The sequence below is a fragment of the Microbacterium horticulturae genome (genome assembly GCF_029094505.1).
GTDB classification, from domain to species: Bacteria; Actinomycetota; Actinomycetes; order Actinomycetales; family Microbacteriaceae; genus Microbacterium; species Microbacterium horticulturae.
The window spans coordinates 1,232,326-1,250,754 of record NZ_CP119108.1 but is presented as its reverse complement, the minus strand read 5'-3'; the positions used below and the strand labels follow the sequence as shown (position 1 = coordinate 1,250,754).

General features: G+C 60.6%; 15 protein-coding genes and 1 pseudogene. 7 read left to right on the top strand and 9 right to left on the bottom strand.

Annotated elements, in window-relative coordinates; translation table 11 throughout:
• Positions 1–4: 4 nt before the first annotated feature.
• The 9 genes from PU630_RS05855 to PU630_RS05815 all read right to left on the bottom strand — a co-directional run bounded on the left by PU630_RS05855 (position 5) and on the right by PU630_RS05815 (position 12,365).
• Entirely contained in the window at positions 5–3,085 is a 3,081-nt protein-coding gene (locus tag PU630_RS05855) for a type III restriction-modification system endonuclease (protein WP_275279391.1), read from the bottom strand.
• 5 nt (positions 3,086–3,090) lie between these two features.
• Positions 3,091–4,935 (bottom strand): site-specific DNA-methyltransferase, encoded by a 1,845-nt coding sequence (locus PU630_RS05850; RefSeq protein ID WP_275279390.1) that lies wholly within the window; start codon positions 4,933–4,935, stop codon positions 3,091–3,093.
• Between the two features lie 33 nt (positions 4,936–4,968).
• On the bottom strand, positions 4,969–5,634 hold the full coding sequence (locus PU630_RS05845; RefSeq protein WP_275279389.1) for a DUF4391 domain-containing protein: 666 nt from the start codon (positions 5,632–5,634) through the stop codon (positions 4,969–4,971).
• Entirely contained in the window at positions 5,627–8,920 is a 3,294-nt protein-coding gene (locus tag PU630_RS05840) for a helicase-related protein (RefSeq protein ID WP_275279388.1), read from the bottom strand. The genes PU630_RS05845 and PU630_RS05840 overlap by 8 nt, the downstream gene beginning before the upstream one ends.
• 3 nt (positions 8,921–8,923) lie before the next feature.
• Positions 8,924–9,124 (bottom strand): helix-turn-helix domain-containing protein, encoded by a 201-nt coding sequence (locus PU630_RS05835; protein WP_275279387.1) that lies wholly within the window; start codon positions 9,122–9,124, stop codon positions 8,924–8,926.
• 134 nt (positions 9,125–9,258) lie between these two features.
• Entirely contained in the window at positions 9,259–10,401 is a 1,143-nt protein-coding gene (locus tag PU630_RS05830; RefSeq protein WP_275279386.1) for an alpha/beta hydrolase, read from the bottom strand.
• Positions 10,398–11,414: a DUF6545 domain-containing protein gene (locus PU630_RS05825; RefSeq protein WP_275279385.1), complete on the bottom strand. Its 1,017-nt coding sequence runs from the start codon at positions 11,412–11,414 to the stop codon at positions 10,398–10,400. The genes PU630_RS05830 and PU630_RS05825 overlap by 4 nt, the downstream gene beginning before the upstream one ends.
• Entirely contained in the window at positions 11,411–11,875 is a 465-nt protein-coding gene (locus tag PU630_RS05820; RefSeq protein WP_275279384.1) for a hypothetical protein, read from the bottom strand. Before PU630_RS05820 ends, PU630_RS05825 begins: the two co-directional genes overlap by 4 nt.
• A gap of 58 nt (positions 11,876–11,933) precedes the next feature.
• On the bottom strand, positions 11,934–12,365 hold the full coding sequence (locus PU630_RS05815) for a hypothetical protein (RefSeq protein WP_275279383.1): 432 nt from the start codon (positions 12,363–12,365) through the stop codon (positions 11,934–11,936).
• Positions 12,366–12,752: 387 nt separating this feature from the next.
• Between PU630_RS05815 and PU630_RS05810 the strand changes: the two genes are divergently transcribed.
• The 7 genes and pseudogenes from PU630_RS05810 to PU630_RS05785 all read left to right on the top strand — a co-directional run bounded on the left by PU630_RS05810 (position 12,753) and on the right by PU630_RS05785 (position 18,424).
• Positions 12,753–13,844 carry an ArdC-like ssDNA-binding domain-containing protein gene (locus PU630_RS05810; RefSeq protein WP_275279382.1) on the top strand — a complete coding sequence of 364 codons (1,092 nt, stop codon included), beginning with the start codon at positions 12,753–12,755 and terminating at the stop codon, positions 13,842–13,844.
• Positions 13,841–14,764, top strand: a complete 924-nt coding sequence (locus tag PU630_RS05805; RefSeq protein WP_275279381.1) for a bifunctional DNA primase/polymerase — start codon at positions 13,841–13,843, stop codon at positions 14,762–14,764. The genes PU630_RS05810 and PU630_RS05805 overlap by 4 nt, the downstream gene beginning before the upstream one ends.
• Positions 14,761–15,375: a DUF2637 domain-containing protein gene (locus PU630_RS05800; RefSeq protein WP_275279380.1), complete on the top strand. Its 615-nt coding sequence runs from the start codon at positions 14,761–14,763 to the stop codon at positions 15,373–15,375. The genes PU630_RS05805 and PU630_RS05800 overlap by 4 nt, the downstream gene beginning before the upstream one ends.
• Before the next feature lie 461 nt (positions 15,376–15,836).
• On the top strand, positions 15,837–16,694 hold the full coding sequence (locus PU630_RS05795) for a hypothetical protein (RefSeq protein ID WP_275279379.1): 858 nt from the start codon (positions 15,837–15,839) through the stop codon (positions 16,692–16,694).
• Positions 16,691–16,864: pseudogene (locus PU630_RS17380) on the top strand (ParB N-terminal domain-containing protein); the annotation flags it as partial. The gene PU630_RS05795 and the pseudogene PU630_RS17380, both read left to right, overlap by 4 nt.
• A 51-nt stretch (positions 16,865–16,915) precedes the next feature.
• Positions 16,916–17,707: a chromosome partitioning protein ParB gene (locus tag PU630_RS05790; RefSeq protein WP_343075865.1), complete on the top strand. Its 792-nt coding sequence runs from the start codon at positions 16,916–16,918 to the stop codon at positions 17,705–17,707.
• Positions 17,708–17,740: 33 nt separating this feature from the next.
• Positions 17,741–18,424, top strand: coding sequence for a hypothetical protein (locus PU630_RS05785; protein WP_275279377.1), 684 nt, complete (start codon positions 17,741–17,743; stop codon positions 18,422–18,424).
• Positions 18,425–18,429: the final 5 nt, after the last annotated feature.

Genomic DNA, 18,429 nt, shown 5'->3' with positions numbered 1-18,429 from the left:
CGACCTATGCCGTAACGAGCTGCATCAGCTCGGTGTAGTCGGTAACGACGTCGTAGGTGACGTCTTGGCCGTTCTTCTCACTAATGGACGTGAAGAATTTGCGGGCACACTCGATCTTGGCGTCCTCCATACCCTTGAGCTGGAGCGTCGAAAGAGAGCCCTTAGTTTCAGCAACGAAGTAGACGTGCTTGACGCTGCCCTCTGTGAACGCGATCGCCCAGTCGGGGTTGTAATCACCCACTGGAGTCGGGATGAAGAACCCGCGCGGGAGCTTCGCGTAGACAGCGACCTCCGTACTGGTGTCTAGCTCGGTGACGAAGGCGCGCTCAATCTTCGAGTCGGTCACTACGAAGTCGTAGACGTGTTTCTTGAGTTTGTCACCCGCCTTGCTGAAGTCCTGCGCGGTTTGATTTTCGGTGAAGATCGCCGAGTCGAACCGGTCTTCCAGCGTGTCGTACGCCAGATGCTCCACGATGACAGTCGCCTTCTGCTCGTTGATCAGCCTCGCAGCCTCGGTGATGAACTGCTCCGGGTTGAGCCGGAACTTCCCAAACGTGCCCGGTGCCACGCCTCGCAAGATCGCGGCAACCGTACGACGGGTGAGCTGGGTCTTCTCGGTGATTTCACCAAGCAAGTCATACTTCACTTGCGATCCCGCACTCACGGTCTCGGTGTGAGTCTGCGTGGACGACACCGCGAACCCCGAGCCGCCCGCGAGGTCGTCAGCCTCCAACTTCTCGCGCTGCTGCCCTGCTTGAACGACGTACTGCATCGCGGCGACGTTCAGGTGCTTATCGAGATGGTCGGCGGACTTGCGGATCAGCTCGGCCGAGTCGAACTCGACTTGGTAGACCGCCTTGTGGTTGATCCGGCCCCAGAGCGCCTGGAACTCCTTCTTGGCGAAGTTTGCCTCGTTGAGCGGAATCTTCTTCGGCTTGCGGTCGTCAGTGATCTCCGGCGCCGCGACGTGTAGAGCGTCAACTAATTCGGCAACCTGGTAAAAGTACGGCTGCAGCGAGGCTGGCAGCTCGGGCATCTCAGGTAATTCGGCCCGACCGAGCCACTTGTCGGTGAGGTGCTGCTCGTAGTCGATAAAGGCGTTAATCGTCAACCAGTGCTGGAGTTGTTTTGCCTCATCTAGCGTGATCGTGTGAAGGGTTCCGGTTGGAGCATCCTCAACAGTTTTGCCGACGAAGTACTCGGGGGTCGCCTTGCGCGGTCGGGCAGCTAAGGACTCCGAAATCTCCTTTTGAAGTCCGGCAACGAAATCGGTGTACGACTCGTCAGTAACCACCGTCAGCTCGTTGATGTCATGCACAGTGGCGGGGTTGTCCATGCGCTCGCCGTGCTGGTCGACGGCGAGGCGCAGGCCACGACCGATCTCTTGTCGACGGGAGACCGTGTTGTCGCTCTTCTTGAGCATCCCCATGACGAAAACGTTGGGGTTATCCCACCCCTCACGCAGCGCTGAATGCGAGAACAGGAACCGGACTGGCTCGTTGAACGAAAGCAGGCGTTCCTTGTCCTTGAGAATGAGGTCGTATGCATCGGTGTCGGTGGACTGACCCTTGTCGTCACCGCGGCCAGACACCGAGCCATCAATTTGATGCCTGGACTTCTTGTCGATCGAGAAGTACCCCTCATGCACTTGACGGACCTCGTCACGCTGCAAGTACTGCTGAAACGCCTCGGTCCCGTGGTCGATCGCGAGTTCACTGAGCACCTCGTCGCGGATCGCGGTGAATTCTTCCTCGAACATGCGGGCGTAGTCGCCAAGGGTGTCTTCACGGCCGTAGTCGCGATACTTGGCGACCTCGTCGATGAAAAATAGCGAGAGCACCTTAACGCCCTGGCTGAACAGCTCACGCTCCTTGTCCAGATGCGCACGGATCACTTCGCGAATCTGGATGCGGCGCTTTGTCTCCTCTGTGACGTCGCGGTCGGCGAGTTGACCAGCCGTGACGACGTCGCCGTTGCTCAGTTCGACTACATCTCGGTTCGCGTCAATCTCGGTGATGAACAAGCCTTTGTAGGCCTCGATACCGTTCGACACGTCGTGCAAGTTGGCACCAACATCAAGACGCTTGACCTGACGTTTGATGCCAGTCTGGGTCTGCACTTCGATCTCGATTCGAGCGCGCGGCTTTGCACCTTTGGCGATCTCAATCGCGTCCAGATACAGGTACGCGGTAGATCCGGCTAAGCCCTTCACTGTGATGCCGCGCACCGCGATCTTCTTGACTAACTTCTGGTTGTATGCGTCCAAGGCGTCGAGGCGGTGCACCTTCGTGTGATCCACTTTGTGTGTTGCCGAGTAGCGCAACATCATCAGTCCATGGAACCGCGACAGCGCGTCGAGGGACTTCGCCGCACCAATCTTCTGCGGCTCATCAATGATCACGATAGGCCGGTTCGCCGCGATCACATCGATTGGGCGCCTCGACTGGAAGTCGTCGAGTACGTCGTAGATGCGACGGTTGTCTTTCCCTGTCGCATTGAATGCCTGAATGTTGATGATCATCACCTGCACCCCGGCATTAGAGCTGAAACGCTCGATCTCGTGCAGTTGCGATGAGTTGTAGATAAACGATCGCGGCTTGGTCCCGTACTGCTGCTGGAAATGCTCGGCAGTAACGTCGAACGACTTCTTGACGCCCTCACGGATCGCAACCGAAGGAACCACGATGATGTACTTCGACCAGCCGTACCGTTTGTGAAGCTCCAGGATGGTCTTGATGTAGACATACGTCTTCCCGGTTCCGGTCTCCATCTCGATGTCGAGGTTCGGGGCACCGGGAGCAGCCTTGCTATCGACAAGCCTGGCCGACAGCGGCAGGTTGCGAGTCCGCTGGACCTTATGAACGTTTTCCAGCAACTGAGCAGAGGAGAGCACAATGTCGGCGTTTCGAAGACCCGAGTCAGGCGTCTCGCTCGTCTCGAACAACGTTGGGTTCGGAGCAGGTGCCACCCGTCCGGGGTCGATTCGATAGGAGATGCCGTCATGTTTCGGCTGGCCCTCAAAAATCTCCACGACCGAGTCGACAGCGTTGGTCTGATACTGCTGAACTTTGAACTGTAGTTTCATCCCGATCAGATTGCCTTTACATCAGTCGCCGGTGATATCTCACGGAAGACCTGCTCGGCGTTGATGCGGGCTGCATCTGAAGCGAAACCGGAGTCGCGGAACACTGCGCGAATGGGTTCGCGCTTTGCGATGTCGAGAATAACCTCAGCTGAAACCGAGTCATCAAAGCACGCGATCACCGCGCCGTCCTCGACCACGTGCACTTCGTGTTCGTGTATGCGCTCGACCGTGATCGGCATCGTCAGCTCCAAGCCCCAGTCAAGAAGAACTTGGAAGAGCAGGTCTTCGTTCGTTCGATCCGCTTTGACGCTACCTTCAAGTTCGTCGAGCAAAAGTTGAGCTGTGTCGTCAGGCTTTCGGAGAACATCAATCATGTTGGAGGAGTCGACCTTCAGCGCACGGAATCCGACATCATTTCCTCGGCCAGTAAGACCAGCGGCCTCCACGACAGCGTGCCCCGCGCTGCGAATGCGCTCACGAGCCACGTCAGGAATACCCTTCTTTCGGCCATCGCCATCGTCCGGGAGCTGCACCAAGATGAAACGGCGATTGCCCCCATCCTCCGCGTTTTGCTGTAGTACCGCATCGGCCGTTGTACCTGATCCCCCGAAGAAATCCATCACGATGTCTTCAGATGAAGCCGACGTCGCAAGCGCGAGCATCCGACGAACGAGCTGCGTAGGCTTCGGCGTGTCAAAGACGGTGTCATCCTCGGCGAAATCGACACGCGCTAGCAGTTCCTTTTTCGCATCCTGCGTGTGTCCCACCTCGCTGTATGGCCAGAACGTTTGCGCGACGCGACCTTGTTTAACTTCGGTGAGGAACCGTTTGATTGCCGGTCGACCGTTGCCGTCCGCACCGAACCACACGCGCCTATCCGCGAGCATCTCCTGGTATCGCGGCTCGGTGTAGAGCCAGGCGCGCCCCGGTGGCGGTGTGAAGCGATTCCCTGCCGGGGTAACCAACTCGTAGAACTGGCTTGGTGTCGCGTGCCCAGCAGCCGCAGTTGCATCCGCAGCCTTCCAGGAACCACGAGGGTCGTTATCAACGTTCTTATACGCGGCGTCCTGCTCAGCAGTTCTCGGAAGCAGATTAGAAGTCCAGTCAGACGCGTTCCGTGCGTAGACGTGGATGTAATCGTGAACCGAAGCAAACTGCGTCGCGCTGTTCATCGGCGAGTAGACCTTTTGCCAGATAACTGTCGCCACAAAGTTACTGGCACCCATGACTTCGTCGAGCACGTGCTTCAATGCAGCAGCCTCGGCATCACCGATGGAGACGAAAATCACACCATCCGACGCCAGCAGGTTTCGCGCGAGCGTGAGACGTGGGTACATCATGCTGAGCCAGTCAGAGTGAAAGCGGCCGCTCGACTCGATGTTCGCACGGACGCGCTCACCAAGATCGTTCAACTGGCCGGAACGCCGCAAATATTCGTCGGCCTCTTCGGCAAAATCATCTTCATAAACAAATCTGTCGGATCCCGTGTTGTATGGAGGATCGATATAGATGAGCTTTACCTTTCCCAGGTAGGACTCCTGGAGCAGTTTGAGCACATCGAGGTTGTCACCTTCGATAAAGAGGTTTTTGGTAGTGTCAAAGTCCACTGAAACTTCACGGACCGGACGCAGGGTCTTTGCTATTGGCGCGTTGGCAGTGAATGCCGCCGCACGCTTGCCCGGCCAATCGAGCCGGTAGCGTTCCTGCGGCCCCTCAACGAGATGGTCTGATAGTTCCTGGCGCAGCAGATCGAAGTCGACGGTCATCTTGACATTGCCGTCGTCGTCAACGGACTCTGTGATGACGGCAGGGAACAGCTCAGCGAGCTTCTCGATGTTGCCGTCGGTCAAGTCTGGCGACATCATTCGTAGTTTGTCCACGGGTTACCTCTGCTGTTCGAGTTCTTGTTGTCTGGTCTTGAGCGAGCGGCGTAGCTCGATCTTGCGGTTGAGCTGCGGCTCAGTCCGAAGCTTGCGTTCCAAGGCGGTGATCTCGCGTTCGAGTTTCCGCACCGTTGCCAGCCTGTCGGCAACCTCTGACATCTCCTCGCCGGGCCGTACCGTCACCGGCGTCAGCGGCTCCAGGATCGCTGCATAGAGGGTGGGCAAACCGATTGCTGTGGGGAGCGACTGCCGTTCTGCATCAGCAGGGAGCCAACCGGTCGAATAGTAGGCGCTGAGTTTCGATGCACCGGTGCTGAGCTGCTTGTGCGCTGCGACCATCCGAACCTGCGGTTCACCAGCCATTGTTCGGGTGATCTCGAAGATGATGGGGTACTGGATGGCCTTGTCGATCGCAGATAGCACCTGGTCGGCGACGTCGCCAGTCTTGGTGTTGATGTGAAAGACCTGGATCTCAGGCACGCTCGTGCTGCCGGGGAGGTTGATCGTGGATTCGGCAAGCTTGTAGGCCCAGGTAATGCGCTGGACCTCAGAAATAAACTTCTCACGCACAGCGGTGCTGACATTGCCGTACTCGTAGAACTTCTCCTTGGGCACACGGCTGCCGAACTTCGCTGCACCAGGCCACTTGTACAGCAGATCAACCATTGGTCCCAATCCCCGTGGACGGGTCCACAATGGCGACGAATGCGATCAGCTCGAAATCGTCGAGGCCTGCGATGGTCTGGGTCAGCGCGCTGGTTTGTCCACCAGTGAAGAGACTGTCGATGTCGCGTTCTTCTGTGACGTCGATCATCGAGTGAATCGCATCTGTCAGGAGCCCGGAGTACTTGCCCATCTGCGCACCCTCCTGCGTAGCTGCGTTGAACGCGTGCACGACCTCGGAGATTGGCTCGTCGTAGGGGCGACATCCGGCGCGGAGCAGGTCGAGTAGGTGCTTGGCCTCGGTGTGGTCGGCGATGACGTTGCCTTCATCGTCCAGGTAGACAAGATAATGCGGGTGTAGCCGGTTGCCACGGTTACCACTCTTCCCGGCGAGTTGAGCATCCTCTGCGTTTACGCTGCGCAGCGCAAAGATCACCCCCGGCTTCAGGCCCTTCGCAGGGTCCGCAGGAACGACGGCATGCAGGCCCTTGGGTACGCCTGCGAGGTCTCCGTTGTCCTTGATGTAGCCGAGCAGATCCATCCGGAAGTCATTGAGCCCGAGGTCAGTGATCGAGACACCGGTGCGCACGTCTTCAAGCTCGATGACCTCGTCCTGGAGCTTGCGGAGCTGTTCTTTGCGGAACGCCGCATCGGAGTTTTCCAGGCTGAGGACGTTGTCATCGGCGGTACCCGCCACGTCAGCGATGACCATGCGGTTCTCGACCCGCTCTTTGAGGTTGATGTACTCGTCGAGAGAAATGTCGGGCCAGAAGTTGACCAGCTGAATCTGAGCATTGGTGGATCCGATGCGGTCGATACGCCCAAACCGCTGGATGATCCGCACCGGATTCCAGTGGATGTCGTAGTTGATCAGAAAGTCGCAGTCCTGGAGGTTTTGCCCTTCGCTGATGACATCAGTGCCAATGAGGACGTCCAATTCGCGCGTCTCTTTCGGCATGGTGAGGTGCCGTTGCTTCGACTTTGGCGAGAACATCGCCATGACCTGTTGGAAGTCGAATCCGGTGCCGAGAGTGGCCTTGGCGCCGTGGCTGCCGCCGGTGATGACGGCCGTCTCCAGTCCGGCATTGGCGAGCACCGGGGCGAGCTCGCGGTAGAGGTAGTTCGCGGTGTCAGCGAACGCCGAAAAGACCAGCACCTTGCGGTTGCCAGGATTGATCGGACGTGCGACCTTCTCGGTGATGAGTTGCTTGATTTTCTGGAGCTTCAGGTCGTGGGCCGGAGTGACCTTGCGCATCTCATCAAGCAGTTCTCGAAGGGTCTCACGATCGTTCCAGAGGTCCCGCTGCCAAGACTCGATGTCAATGTCGTCGAGGTCGATCTTGATCTTCTCGCCGAACGAAATGGCCTCGATGTTTGCATCGTCTTCATCATCGAGATCGAAGTCAAGCCCCGTGAGGTCCGCGCTCAGATCAGCGAGCGCTCCTGCGTGAGAATCGAGGCGCCGCAAGGTGCGGTCCACTGACTCCTCGATCTTGCTTATGGTCAGGCGGAAGGCTTCGACTGAACTCTCCAGTCGTTTGAGAAGGTTCACCGTCATGAGCTTCTTCAGGCCTTGCTCGCGCCCGGCCTGGCCAAGGTTGGAGCGGGCGCTGCCTGTTGTGACGTTGTACAGATCCTCGTACTTACTCAACCGACTTGGAAATACGTAAGCCATCGGAGTGTAGACGGCGAGGGTAAGCGCTTGGAGTTGCTCGAAGATATCGTTGAAGTCCGGCACATCCGCTAGGTCAGTGAGCGGTGCGCGGATCGAGAGCGGTGGGAGGCGTTCGGGAAAGGCTCCGATCTCGGTGGTGTCGTAGAACGCCTGGATGTGCTTTCGCGAGCGGGCAATCGTCACCGCGTCGAGTAGCTCGAAGAAGTCGAAGTCGAGCATCTTGAGGATGCGATCGGTGGTGCGCTCTTGAGGGTCGAGTTTGGACCACTCATTGAAGACTCGCTGCGCGTCGCTGAAGACTTTCTCTACGGTGGTCGAGAGGTTCAGATGCTGGGCGAGGTTCTCCGACTCCCCTTCGTAGGCGAGTTGGAGCTGGTTCTTCAAGTCGTTGAAGCGGTTGTTGACCGGGGTCGCCGAGAGCATCAGCACCTTGGTCTTTACACCTTCTCGGATAACTTTCCGCATGAGCCGTTGGTAGCGAGATTCCTTTTCCTCGGCGTAGTCGGCGTTGCGAAAGTTGTGCGACTCATCGATGACAACCAAGTCGTAGTTGCCCCAGTTGATCCGATCCAGTCTCAGACCGAGCGACTCTCCGCGTGTGCGGGAGAGGTCGGTGTGGGCGAGGACGTCGTAGTTAAACCGATCAGACGCAAAAATATTCGTCGTGAGGTTTGCGTTGTAGTTTGTCCAGTTCTCGGAGAGCTTTTTCGGAGCCAGGACGAGCACCGATTTGTTGCGCAGCTCGTAGTACTTGATCACCGCCAGTGCCGTGAAGGTCTTACCCAGACCAACACTGTCGGCGAGGATGCAGCCGTTGTAGGTCTCCAGCTTGTTGATGATCCCGGTTGCCGCATCGCGCTGGAAATTGTAGAGACTCTGCCAAACCTTCGTGTCTTGATAGCCAGTGCGATCGTTCGGCAGGACATCCTCGTTGATGTCGTCCAAAAACTCCGCAAACAGCTTGTAAAGGACTAGGAAGTAGATGCGTGCTGGGGCATTTTCCGCATAGACGCTGGCAATGTGGTCATGGACCGTTTGAGTAACATCGTCCAGCTGATCGGGATTGTGCCAGATTTGGTCAAACAGCTGGAGGTACTGAGACGTCATCGGAGCCTCATCGACGCGTTGCACCATGTTCGATACCGCGTTGCCCCGCTCGTAGCCAAGGTCGGCCGTGGTGAAGCCTTGCAGAGACGTGTAAGCGGCGCTGTCGCCAACGACTGCGAACTGCTGCATTGGGTTGCTGGTTGCGTTCGAGCGGAACGTGACCTTGCGGCGTACCCAGTCGGCACATTCCTTCGCTACTGCGCGCTGGGTGAGTTGGTTGCGCAACCTAATCTCAAACTCCGACCCAGACAGGCTCGACTCGGCGTGCCCACCGGGGATGAAGAACTCGCGGCGCTCCTTGCGGAGCTTGTCCGTCATCTTCTCCGTCACGAACGCTGGCGTCGTAAAAATGAACTCCAGCTCAGAAACCTGCTCCAGCTCCTTACGGAGCGCCTCGAACGCGAAGATCGAAAACGTCGATGCAGCGATACGGACTTTGGAGCCCGGGGTGATCTCGTTCTTGAGATCATCTCCGAGGAGGTCTGTGACGTTATTGATGATGCGCAAGCGTTAGCCCTCCGCCCCGTCAGACACGTTTCCGGCCGCGCCGCCGCCTCGAACCCAGTCGTCAATCTCGCTGGCCTGGAACTTCCACAGTCGACCGATCTTGTGGGCGGGCATGCCCTTCTCAGCGATCCAGGTGTAGATGGTGTCCTTCGTGACGCCGAGATGAACGGCAATGTCGTCGGCTGACAGCCACGGCTCGGTCACGTAAGTCCTCCATCTCGACCCGCTCGGACCGACATTCCCGATGATATCGGAGTGACAGCCGGTTGAGTAGGGTTTTTCCCGGTGTGAACCGGCTTACTGCCCCTCGCGAGATCGCGGTCGCATCACGTTGCGGATTAAGAAACCAGGTGCTTCGCGAGCCAGGCGCTGACCGTAGAACGCCATCGCGCCGGGTCGGAGTTCCAAGCAAGCGTGTGCCCTGCGCCAAAGGATTCCAGTTGAACAAGGTCAGGACGTCGCGCGCGCAGTGCTTTCGACACGCTGATGGGAGCTGAGTCGTCCCTGGCGCCGTGAAGGATCAGCATGGGCACGGTGAGCTCCTCGGCACGCTGCACCCAATCAAACTCCGGAAGTGGGATTGCGCTCGGCAGCCCAACCATTCGAGCGAACGGGCCGAACGTCAACCACGGGGTGGCGAGATTGCCTGCGGCTGCGGGCAAACCGCTGCGCGCGCAGTTCGCTTTGATCACGTCGATCCAGTTGAGAACTGGAGAGTCCAAGACGAGTCCGGCGAAAACACCGCGCTCTCGTGCGCGGCTGGCAACTCGTAGCGCGATCGCGGCACCCATCGACCAACCAAACAGCACGATCCGTTCCGCGCCGTTCTGGATCGCGTACGCCACTGCGGCTTCGGCGTCCTCGCTCTCGGTGAGGCCAAGCGTTGAGCGTCCGGTATCAAGTCGGAGGCCTTCGCCGTCGTTGCGGTAGCTGACGATGACCGACGTGTAGCCCAACTCCGTGGCGACCTGCGCACCGCGCAAGGTTCCGGCCCGACTACTCCCAAGACCGTGGATGTGGATCGCCCAGGTCGAACAGTTCTCTTCGCCCTCAATGAGCCAGGCCGGGGCTACGCCCGCACCTGTGTCGATCGAGACGTCCGTGGCACTGAGGCCTGCATCAGCTGGGTTTGCGAAGTAGATCCCGCTCCATGAGAAGCGGTCGCAAGCGGAAGCTCGGAAGTCGTTTGCCATATCCGTCACAACCCGGGCGATCTGATCAGAGCCTCGGTCGAGCACTTCGTCGGATACTCGCACCCAATCGCCCGTCTCGAACCACAGGTTGTAGACACCACGCGCGGCAGTCTCGCGTGTGCGGTCGAGGACCAGTAGTCGCCGATCTCCATCAACTTCCACGTCGCGGATGGTCAGGTCGAAGTTCCTTGGGCCCACTGGTGCGGTCAGCCTCCGGGCGATAGTCCATCCGAGACTCAGACTTCCCGCGGTAAGTAGCGCCGCGCCCGCAGCGATGATCCGTCTCATACCTGTCCTCGTTCGCGTGCCGGGCGACCAGGCACAGGTTCACGTGCACCGCGCGCATCAGCCCCCAAGAGGTGAGCCTCGGCTCGCTCCAGCAATGCACGATCGGGTCCAGTGACTTCGAAAGAGACGCGTGGATCGATCATGGCGTCACGGATCTCGACGATCTCGCGGTGGAGGCGCACCTCTGGGTCATCCAGGCTCGACCCGAGCGAGTTCGTGCCGCTGAGCCCCGGCCGCACGAGCGTTGCTCGACGCCAGAGCGGCTCCAGCTCTCTCACCATCTCAGCTGTGTGCGCGCGTCGGGCGCGATCACGCAAGTATCGGACCATTGGTTGCCCTACGAATCCGGCGCACAGAAAGACAAACGCGAGTAGAGATAGCGGCCCATACGTTGCGCTGACCGCGCTCATGAGTTCGAGGTAGCCCGAGATGTGCGCAACATCCATAATTATCACCACCGCGCAGAGTGCGACACCTGAAGCGGAGCCGATAAACAGGAGCGCTGGCGGAATGCGCTGGATGCCATCACCAAGCCGGAACTCGCGTGTCGCCAGCGCGAGCATCGCGGCAACGACGATCCCGCAATACGTGAAGGCGATGATCGAGTACGTCGCGGCCCATGGTTGGGCGCCGAGATCAATCATGAAGTTGACCGTCGTTGACCCTCGATCGATGAACATGAAGGTCACTGAGGCGCCAAGGAGCGCAATGAACAGTGCCGACGGGCCAACGGCTGCGCGCACCAACCGAGGGCGATACTCCCCCGCTTTCATTGCTGCCCGGCCAAGGAAGAAGAGGCCGATCATGAGGAGGCCATCTGAGAGCAGCGTGGCCAGGTTGGTTGCACCAAGGACTCGATCGACGACGACGTAGATCGCATCGACGTTGAGTGTCATGGCGATAGCGATGGTGAGCGCAGAGTACGTGATATTGCGGTCCGTGCGCCCGCGCCGCAGGATCAGCAGGCTCGCCACCAGCGCCCACATGAGTGCCGCGACGAGCGTCTGGATCATGCGAATATCTCCGAGTAGCGAGACTCCGCGAAGGCCGAACCGCGGATGCCTGCGGCGAGCCGGTCGGCCAATGACTCTGCAGCGATCTCGGTGTCTGTGTCGAGGTCCTGACGCCTGAGCAAACGTCCCCGAGTGTGAGGTGGGATATCGGGCAGCAGGGCATCCACCTCGGAGCACTCGTCGCCGTCACAGTGCCCAAGAATCATGTGAGCGAACTCATGCAGAACGAACTGTTGGCGGTGTAGAACCGAGTCGCTGTGGGCATGAAGGATCAGATCCTCAGTATCGGTAGTCAGCCAGACGGCGCAGATGCCATCGTGGTCACCAAGCTCGGCAAGCTCAACGACGCGCAGCTTCCGTTGTCTGCGCTGCCGCACAGCGTCGAACAAGGCGTCGAAGGTGAAGGCTCCGCCCAGAGCAAGATCCGCGACAGCCGTAGACACGGTCATTTCGACATTCATGCTCTGCTCACCCTCCTTCGAGAGCATCTACCGGCGTTACTCCGCGCCGGGGGCACCGTCACTGCTCGATTGTGTGTGCCATTTCCTCGTCTAGGAACCTGCTGATGGCTTGGAGAGCTTTCGGTGAAATATCTCCAAGGGTGCGGGCTGCGTAGGACTTGACCTTCGCCGCCCGCATTGAGCGCACAAGATCAAGCTGTGCACTCACTCTCGCCGGGACCTCGGCCCCATCAGAACCGATAAGGAAGTCAGCGTCGACATCGAAGAACGATGCCAGCCCTTCGAATACCTCGGGATCTTGCACGTACCGGTGCCCGTTCACCATGTAGGTCCACCGCGATCTCGACAGATTGGTACCGCGTTCGCCTAGGTAAGCGGCGATCTGCGAATACGTCGGTTCGATACCGGACTCAGCGATCGCAACATCGAGCAGTAGGCGCAGGCGTTTCGCGAGATCCGCAGCGGCGGCTTTGCTCTCGTTCTCGGTCATTGGTGCTGACCCCTTCCGTCGGGACGGGTAGGTATCGGCGCCGGCCACCCCGGCGGGGTGTTGCGCATGCTCAATATAGCCGTTGAGCATGCACAAATCAAGGGTTGCGCATGCTCAATTGCCATGCTAGAACGGGAGACCTAAGCCATTTGAGCATGATCAACGAGTGCGGTTTGACGTGACCGCACCACTGCTCAAAGAGAGGTGAACCATGCCAAATTCGAGGCGATGATGCGCGTTCAGTCGATCGCGCGTGGTCGCAGCTTGCTCACGACACCTCGGCGATCATGCCTTTCCCCGCTATCGCGACTTGGGCATCCCCGCTCACCTCACAGGTGCATCGCCACACGCTTCCACGACGTGGCACGCCTGAGAGGAGGCCGACCGATGACTTCGATTGACGATCGCCGCGAAGCGCGCGAAGCGAAGCTCGATGAGTTGCACGAGAAGCTGACCGAGGCTGTCGATCAGCTGGTGTCTGGCGAAGACTGGGCCAAGGCACTTGCCTTCGCAGCCCAGTTCCGAAGCCGTTCGTTCAACAACACGCTTCTGATCTGGATGCAGCACACCGCCGCGCATGAGGCAGGCCTGGTGCCCGACCCGATGCCTTCGTACGTGGCCGGGTACAAACAGTGGCAGCAGCTCGGGCATCAGGTGGAGAAGGGCCAGCCGGGTTACCAAATCCTTGCTCCCGTTACTGGCCGCTTCGCCTCGTCGACCCCATCAGACCAGACTTCATGGCGACGACTCAACCGAAACGAGAAGCCTCGCCCCGGCGAGCAAGTTCGGTCGAAGATGGTCGGCGTCCGCCCCGCGTACGTCTGGGATGCCGCACAGACCTCGGGCGATCCGATCCCGGCACCGCCTACTCCGAAGCTGCTGCGTGGTGAGGCTCCTTCGGGACTCAGAGCTGGAATCACTCGGCAGATCGAAGCAGCCGGATTCCAGCTGCACGCCGTGGCCAATGCAGGCGCGATCTATGGTGCGAACGGCGTGACCAACTACGGGGAGAAAACCGTGAGCGTCCGCGATGACATGGACCCGGCCGCCCAGGTGAAGACGCTGGCTCACGAGCTCGCACATGTACTCATGCACGGCCCCGACCAGGGAGATGCACGTCAGCACCGGGGTATTGGTGAAGTCGAGGCTGAGTCGGTAGCGCTCATGGTGGGCGCGGCGCACGGCATGGACACCACCGGCTACACGATTCCCTATGTCTCGACGTGGGCGGCTCAAGTCGATGGGGAGGAACCGTCGAAAGTCGTTCGGGCAACGGGCGAGCGAGTCCGTGCGACGGCGATGAAGATTCTCGATCAGCTCGACACGCAAATGACCGGTGACGGCACACCTCCGGGGCTTGAGCGGGACTCGCCTCGTCAAGACTCCAAGGCAGTCGAACGCACGGGCGCCTCACCCTCAACCAGGACCACCGCGGCGTCACAACAGCTTGCGTTGGCGGACGTGCGAGGGCTGCGATGAGTGCGCCGGAATCATTCGTGACGACGCTGGATCATATTGGTCGCGGGGTCTCCCTCCGTCAGAGCGCGCTCGCGTTCGCAGCTTCCGGTGTCCCCGTGTTTCCCTGCACCGCGGGCGGGAAACGCCCTGCCGTTGCGGGAGGGTTTCATTCGGCCAGCAGTGAGCCCGAGGTGGTTCATCGCTGGTGGTCCGCGATGCCGTCAGCAAATATCGGGATGCCGACTGGCGCTGCCACGGGCCTTGTCGTGGTGGACGTCGACGTGCACAGCTCGGTCAACGGTTACGACGCACTCGATGGCGCCCAGCGTGCCGGACTGCTTGAAGGTTGGGAAGCCGCCGTCAGGACTCCGTCCGGCGGGCTGCACCTCTTCTTCCCAGCAGACAGGAATAGCGAGCAGCGCTCATGGCAATCCGCGCGGAACGGAATCGACTTCCGTGGCGACGGAGGCTATGTCATCGTCCCACCGTCTGAGCGCACCCTCGCCGGATCGACGCACCGATACGAGATCCTCCAGTTGGCGGGTGCACCAGGTCGTCCGCTCGACTCACAGCAGCTCCACGACTACCTCGATCCGCCGCAACGTAACGAGGCAGGTCGGAGTCCGCGGTCGGCGCAACAGCCCGTTGACGTGCAACGGCTGGCCGATTGGGTTGCGCGACTCCAAGAAGGCGAACGCAACCATGGGCTCTTCTGGGCCGCGTGCAAGATGGCGGAGCAGATGGTGCCGAACAGCGAGGCGCTCGACGCCCTCCGCGCTGCCGCCGAACAGGCCGGTCTCAGCCAGCGAGAAGCCGCGACTACCGTCCGGTCTGCATACCGGGCAGTGCAGGGTGCACTTCCGCAGCGATCGATACGCGCCAACACAAAAACGTCGTGTGATCGCCCACCACCCGCGTCACACCCACGGGCACTGGCATGAGTGATTTCAACGCGCGACGATGGGCTGTCATGACGGCCGTCGCGGGCACCGTCTTCATCGCCGCGGGAGCTTTCTGGCTGTCATTCACCTCGCTTGCGGACCTTGCCGCCCGTTCAGGGATTGGTGCCGGGCAAGCGTGGGCGTGGCCGCTCATTGTCGACGGCGTCATCGTCGTATCGACCGTCGCCGTCGTCGCGCTGGCCGGAGCCCGAGCGGCCTGGTACCCCTGGACTCTGCTGGCTGGCGCCGCGGCCGTGTCGGTGACAGCCAATTCGATTCACGCGGTTGTCACGGCGGACGCCGATGTGCCGAGCTTTCTCGCCGCGGCGGTGGCGGCGGTGCCACCGCTGGTCTTACTGGCGATCACTCACCTCACAGTGCTCCTCATCCGTATTCCCGAGCGACCCGAAGCTGCCCGCAAGACCATGACGCAGACCACGCCCCAGGAGTCTGCGATGGCTTTGCGCGCGGACGGGTGGTCGAACAGGAGGATCGCGCGTGAGCTGAGTGTGCACCCTTCGACTGTGGGCCGCTGGTTCGCAAACAACCCGCTCGATCAGGAGCGCAATGTGCCCGCATTCGCAACGCTGCACAAGGAGGAACTGAAATGAGCGAAGAAGAACAGGACGGCGCCGCTGTCGCTGCCAGCGAGAATTCCGCAAGGACGACGAGCGCTCCGGAAGCAGTTGAGGCAGCGAGCGTTCAAGGTCATAGTCGTAGAACTGGAATCGACCCCGCGTTCTACCGCGGTCGTGGAGTCGAGTGGGTGCGCCCGACTGATCTGATGGTGCGCGGTGGTTCGCGCGTTGCCGGGGCAGGGATCAATTTCCAGGCCGAGCTTCGACGTCGCACGTACCAGGCGACCGCGACCAGCGCCCGCGGCATCGCGGAGCGAGCCCGACACCTCCCGCCGTTGTCCGCGTTCGGACATGGCAGCTCGCGACGAAGGGCCGAACGCGGCGCGATCGGGACACCCTGATCGTCGGGCACGGCATCTCATGGGCACTTCGCTGACATCCAGGACCCCGCTAGGGAGCGGGCGTGCACCTGCTTGCCAGGAGGTGCCCACACCATGATCGATACCAACAGCTCGACCCGGCAACCACGTGAGGATTACACGACGAGCGAGGGGCTTCGCGCCTTACTTCATCGATTGCACCACGCAGGTGCTCGCGCGTGGGAGCACGACCGCGTCGCTGCCGAACTCGCAGCTTTCGCCGCGGAGAAATATGCGGCGTTGGCTCGCAAGCATGGCCTCGATCCATGGGAGGCAGCGTCGGCAGCATTCGACGTCATGAGGACTCGATCCGCTCGCGAGGCCATTGATCCTTGGGCTGTGGTCACCCGTGGTGTTCAGGTGACCTGCATCGCCGAGGAACGCGGGCAGGGGTTGCTCTGTGCGACGCATCAAGCACGTCGTCCGCACATATCTGCGTTCCACGACCCTGAGCGTTTTGCCGACCGGGAAAATCCACTGGCCGACTATCACCCGGCATTCCACGTCGTCGATCGGTATCCCATCATTGAAGACGACGACCCCAACACTGCGCGCGACACCGATACAGCCCGACGCGCGATCGACCGCGCGATCACCCTGTTCACGACCTTGGGGTGGCCTGAAAGCACCGCCCGCGAAGCGATCGAACATGTGTGCAGCGCGGTGGCACGAATCGGGTCTCGGCAAAGCGCTTACGAGCTGCTGCGTCGGGACAAGCACGCACGCGCGCTTCTCGACTTACCCGCCGCCTCCTGGTCGTCGCTTCTGCACGTGCTGCTTGGGCATCCGCACCCTGCCTACCGAGCGACAAGTACCGGTCGTGGCATCCTGCTCCGCCTACTCGTCGGCGAGACACTCCCGACGCTTCTCAGTGACGACGACCTGGTAATGGTTGTTGCGATGTCGGCGCCCACTCACGGGAACGCACGATGAATGCACGTGACGGCCATATCGAGCTGGACCGGGCAGTTGACTCGATCCAGGTCGGACGCCGTCACCGCACTGGGCTCGGCGACCTCGGATCGCTCTCCGCGTCGATCGAGCGCGATGGCCTGCTGCAACCGATCACGGTCACCCCTGACGGGATCCTGGTCTGCGGTGCGCGACGATTGGCTGCGATAAAGCAGCTCGGATGGCAGCACGTCAAGGTCTGGGTGCGGTCCGGCATCTCGGGGGATCTCGCGCACCTCCTTGCCGAGCAGGACGACAACGTGCTACACAAGCCGCTCACCCAGTTGGAGAGCGCCGCGCTCTATCGAGAGATCAAGACGCTGATGGCTGAGGATGCCGCTCGCCGTCAGGAAGCGTCACGGTTCAGCCGCGAAAATCAACCGGGAACTGACGGTGACGCAAATTTTGCGGCACCGTCAGAGTTGCTCGGAGATTCCCGTGCGCAGGCCGCCGCGATGATCCCGGATGGCGCGTCACACACCACGCTGGAGAAGATCAACTACCTGCAACAGCTCGCTGACGATGAGAACCAGACAGAGTCGGTGCGAGAGGGTGTCGCAGCTGAGCTTGAACTCATCGGGTCCGGCGCGCCCGTGCATCCCAGTTATGAACGCGCACGGCAGCTCGTGTTGGGGGCTCAGTCAGACGCACCGGCCGAGGACGTAGCGCAGCTGGCGGAGGCCGCGCTGGCGCGCATCAAGAGCATGCCGCGTCAGAAGCGTCGTCCCTCGCCGAGCCCCAGAACGGCGCCCATCGACGCCGACGAGCCCTGGCCAGTTCGGGCGTTCGTGGTGACGTGGAATGAACTCGATGGATGGTGGCGACACTTCGAGGTCGACGACCTCGTCCGCCAGCTCAGCGATGCAGAAGTCGAGATGTTCCTCCGTGTCGTTGACGCGACTTCACACTTTGCCGAACGACTCCGAAGTGTGCTCGATGCCGAGGATGCAAGTTCCGACTCATCAGCATCAATGGGCAACCTTCGCGCGATCTGATGATGACGGGCTGGCGCTGCGCACCTGGCCGACATGAAGCTCCCCACCGCGCTCCGCTCACGACGCACGCTCGTCGCTCTCATCGCTGCGTCGATAGCGGTGATTCTCGTCACAGGTGTTGGCATCTACGGGATCATCATCGGCTCCCGCGAAACCACGGCTCCAATCGCTCCGTCACCGTCGAGCACTGAACCAGCAGCGCAACCGTCGCGTGAGTCACCGTTCCGGCCGTCTCGGATTACGGCCATCCCTCACAGCACCGATGCGGAGGGCTTCTCGCGCAGCGTCGCGACGGCGCTGTTCACCTGGGACACCGGCAGCGGGTTCCTGCCGCTGGACTACACCGAAGTGATCCTCGATGTCGCCGACCCCACCGGCACCGAGCAGCCGGGGCTCGCAGCCGACATTGCAACATACTTGCCCACCCAGGGCGCGTGGGCACAGCTGCGACAGTACGCGACGAGCCAACGCTTGGAAATCACGTCTGCGCACGTGCCGGATACCTGGGCCAACGCGCTCGCTCAGGCTCGCCCTGGCCAGCTCCCCGCAGGCGCCACCGCATTCACGATCGCGGGAATCCGTCATCGCTCCGGTCTCTGGAACGGCGACCAAGTCAGCGCTGAGCAAGAGGTCGCGTTCACGGTCTTCATTGCCTGCCCACCCAAAGACAGTTGCTACGTCTTGCGGCTCTCACAGCTGAACAATCCGCTGCGTTAGGAAGA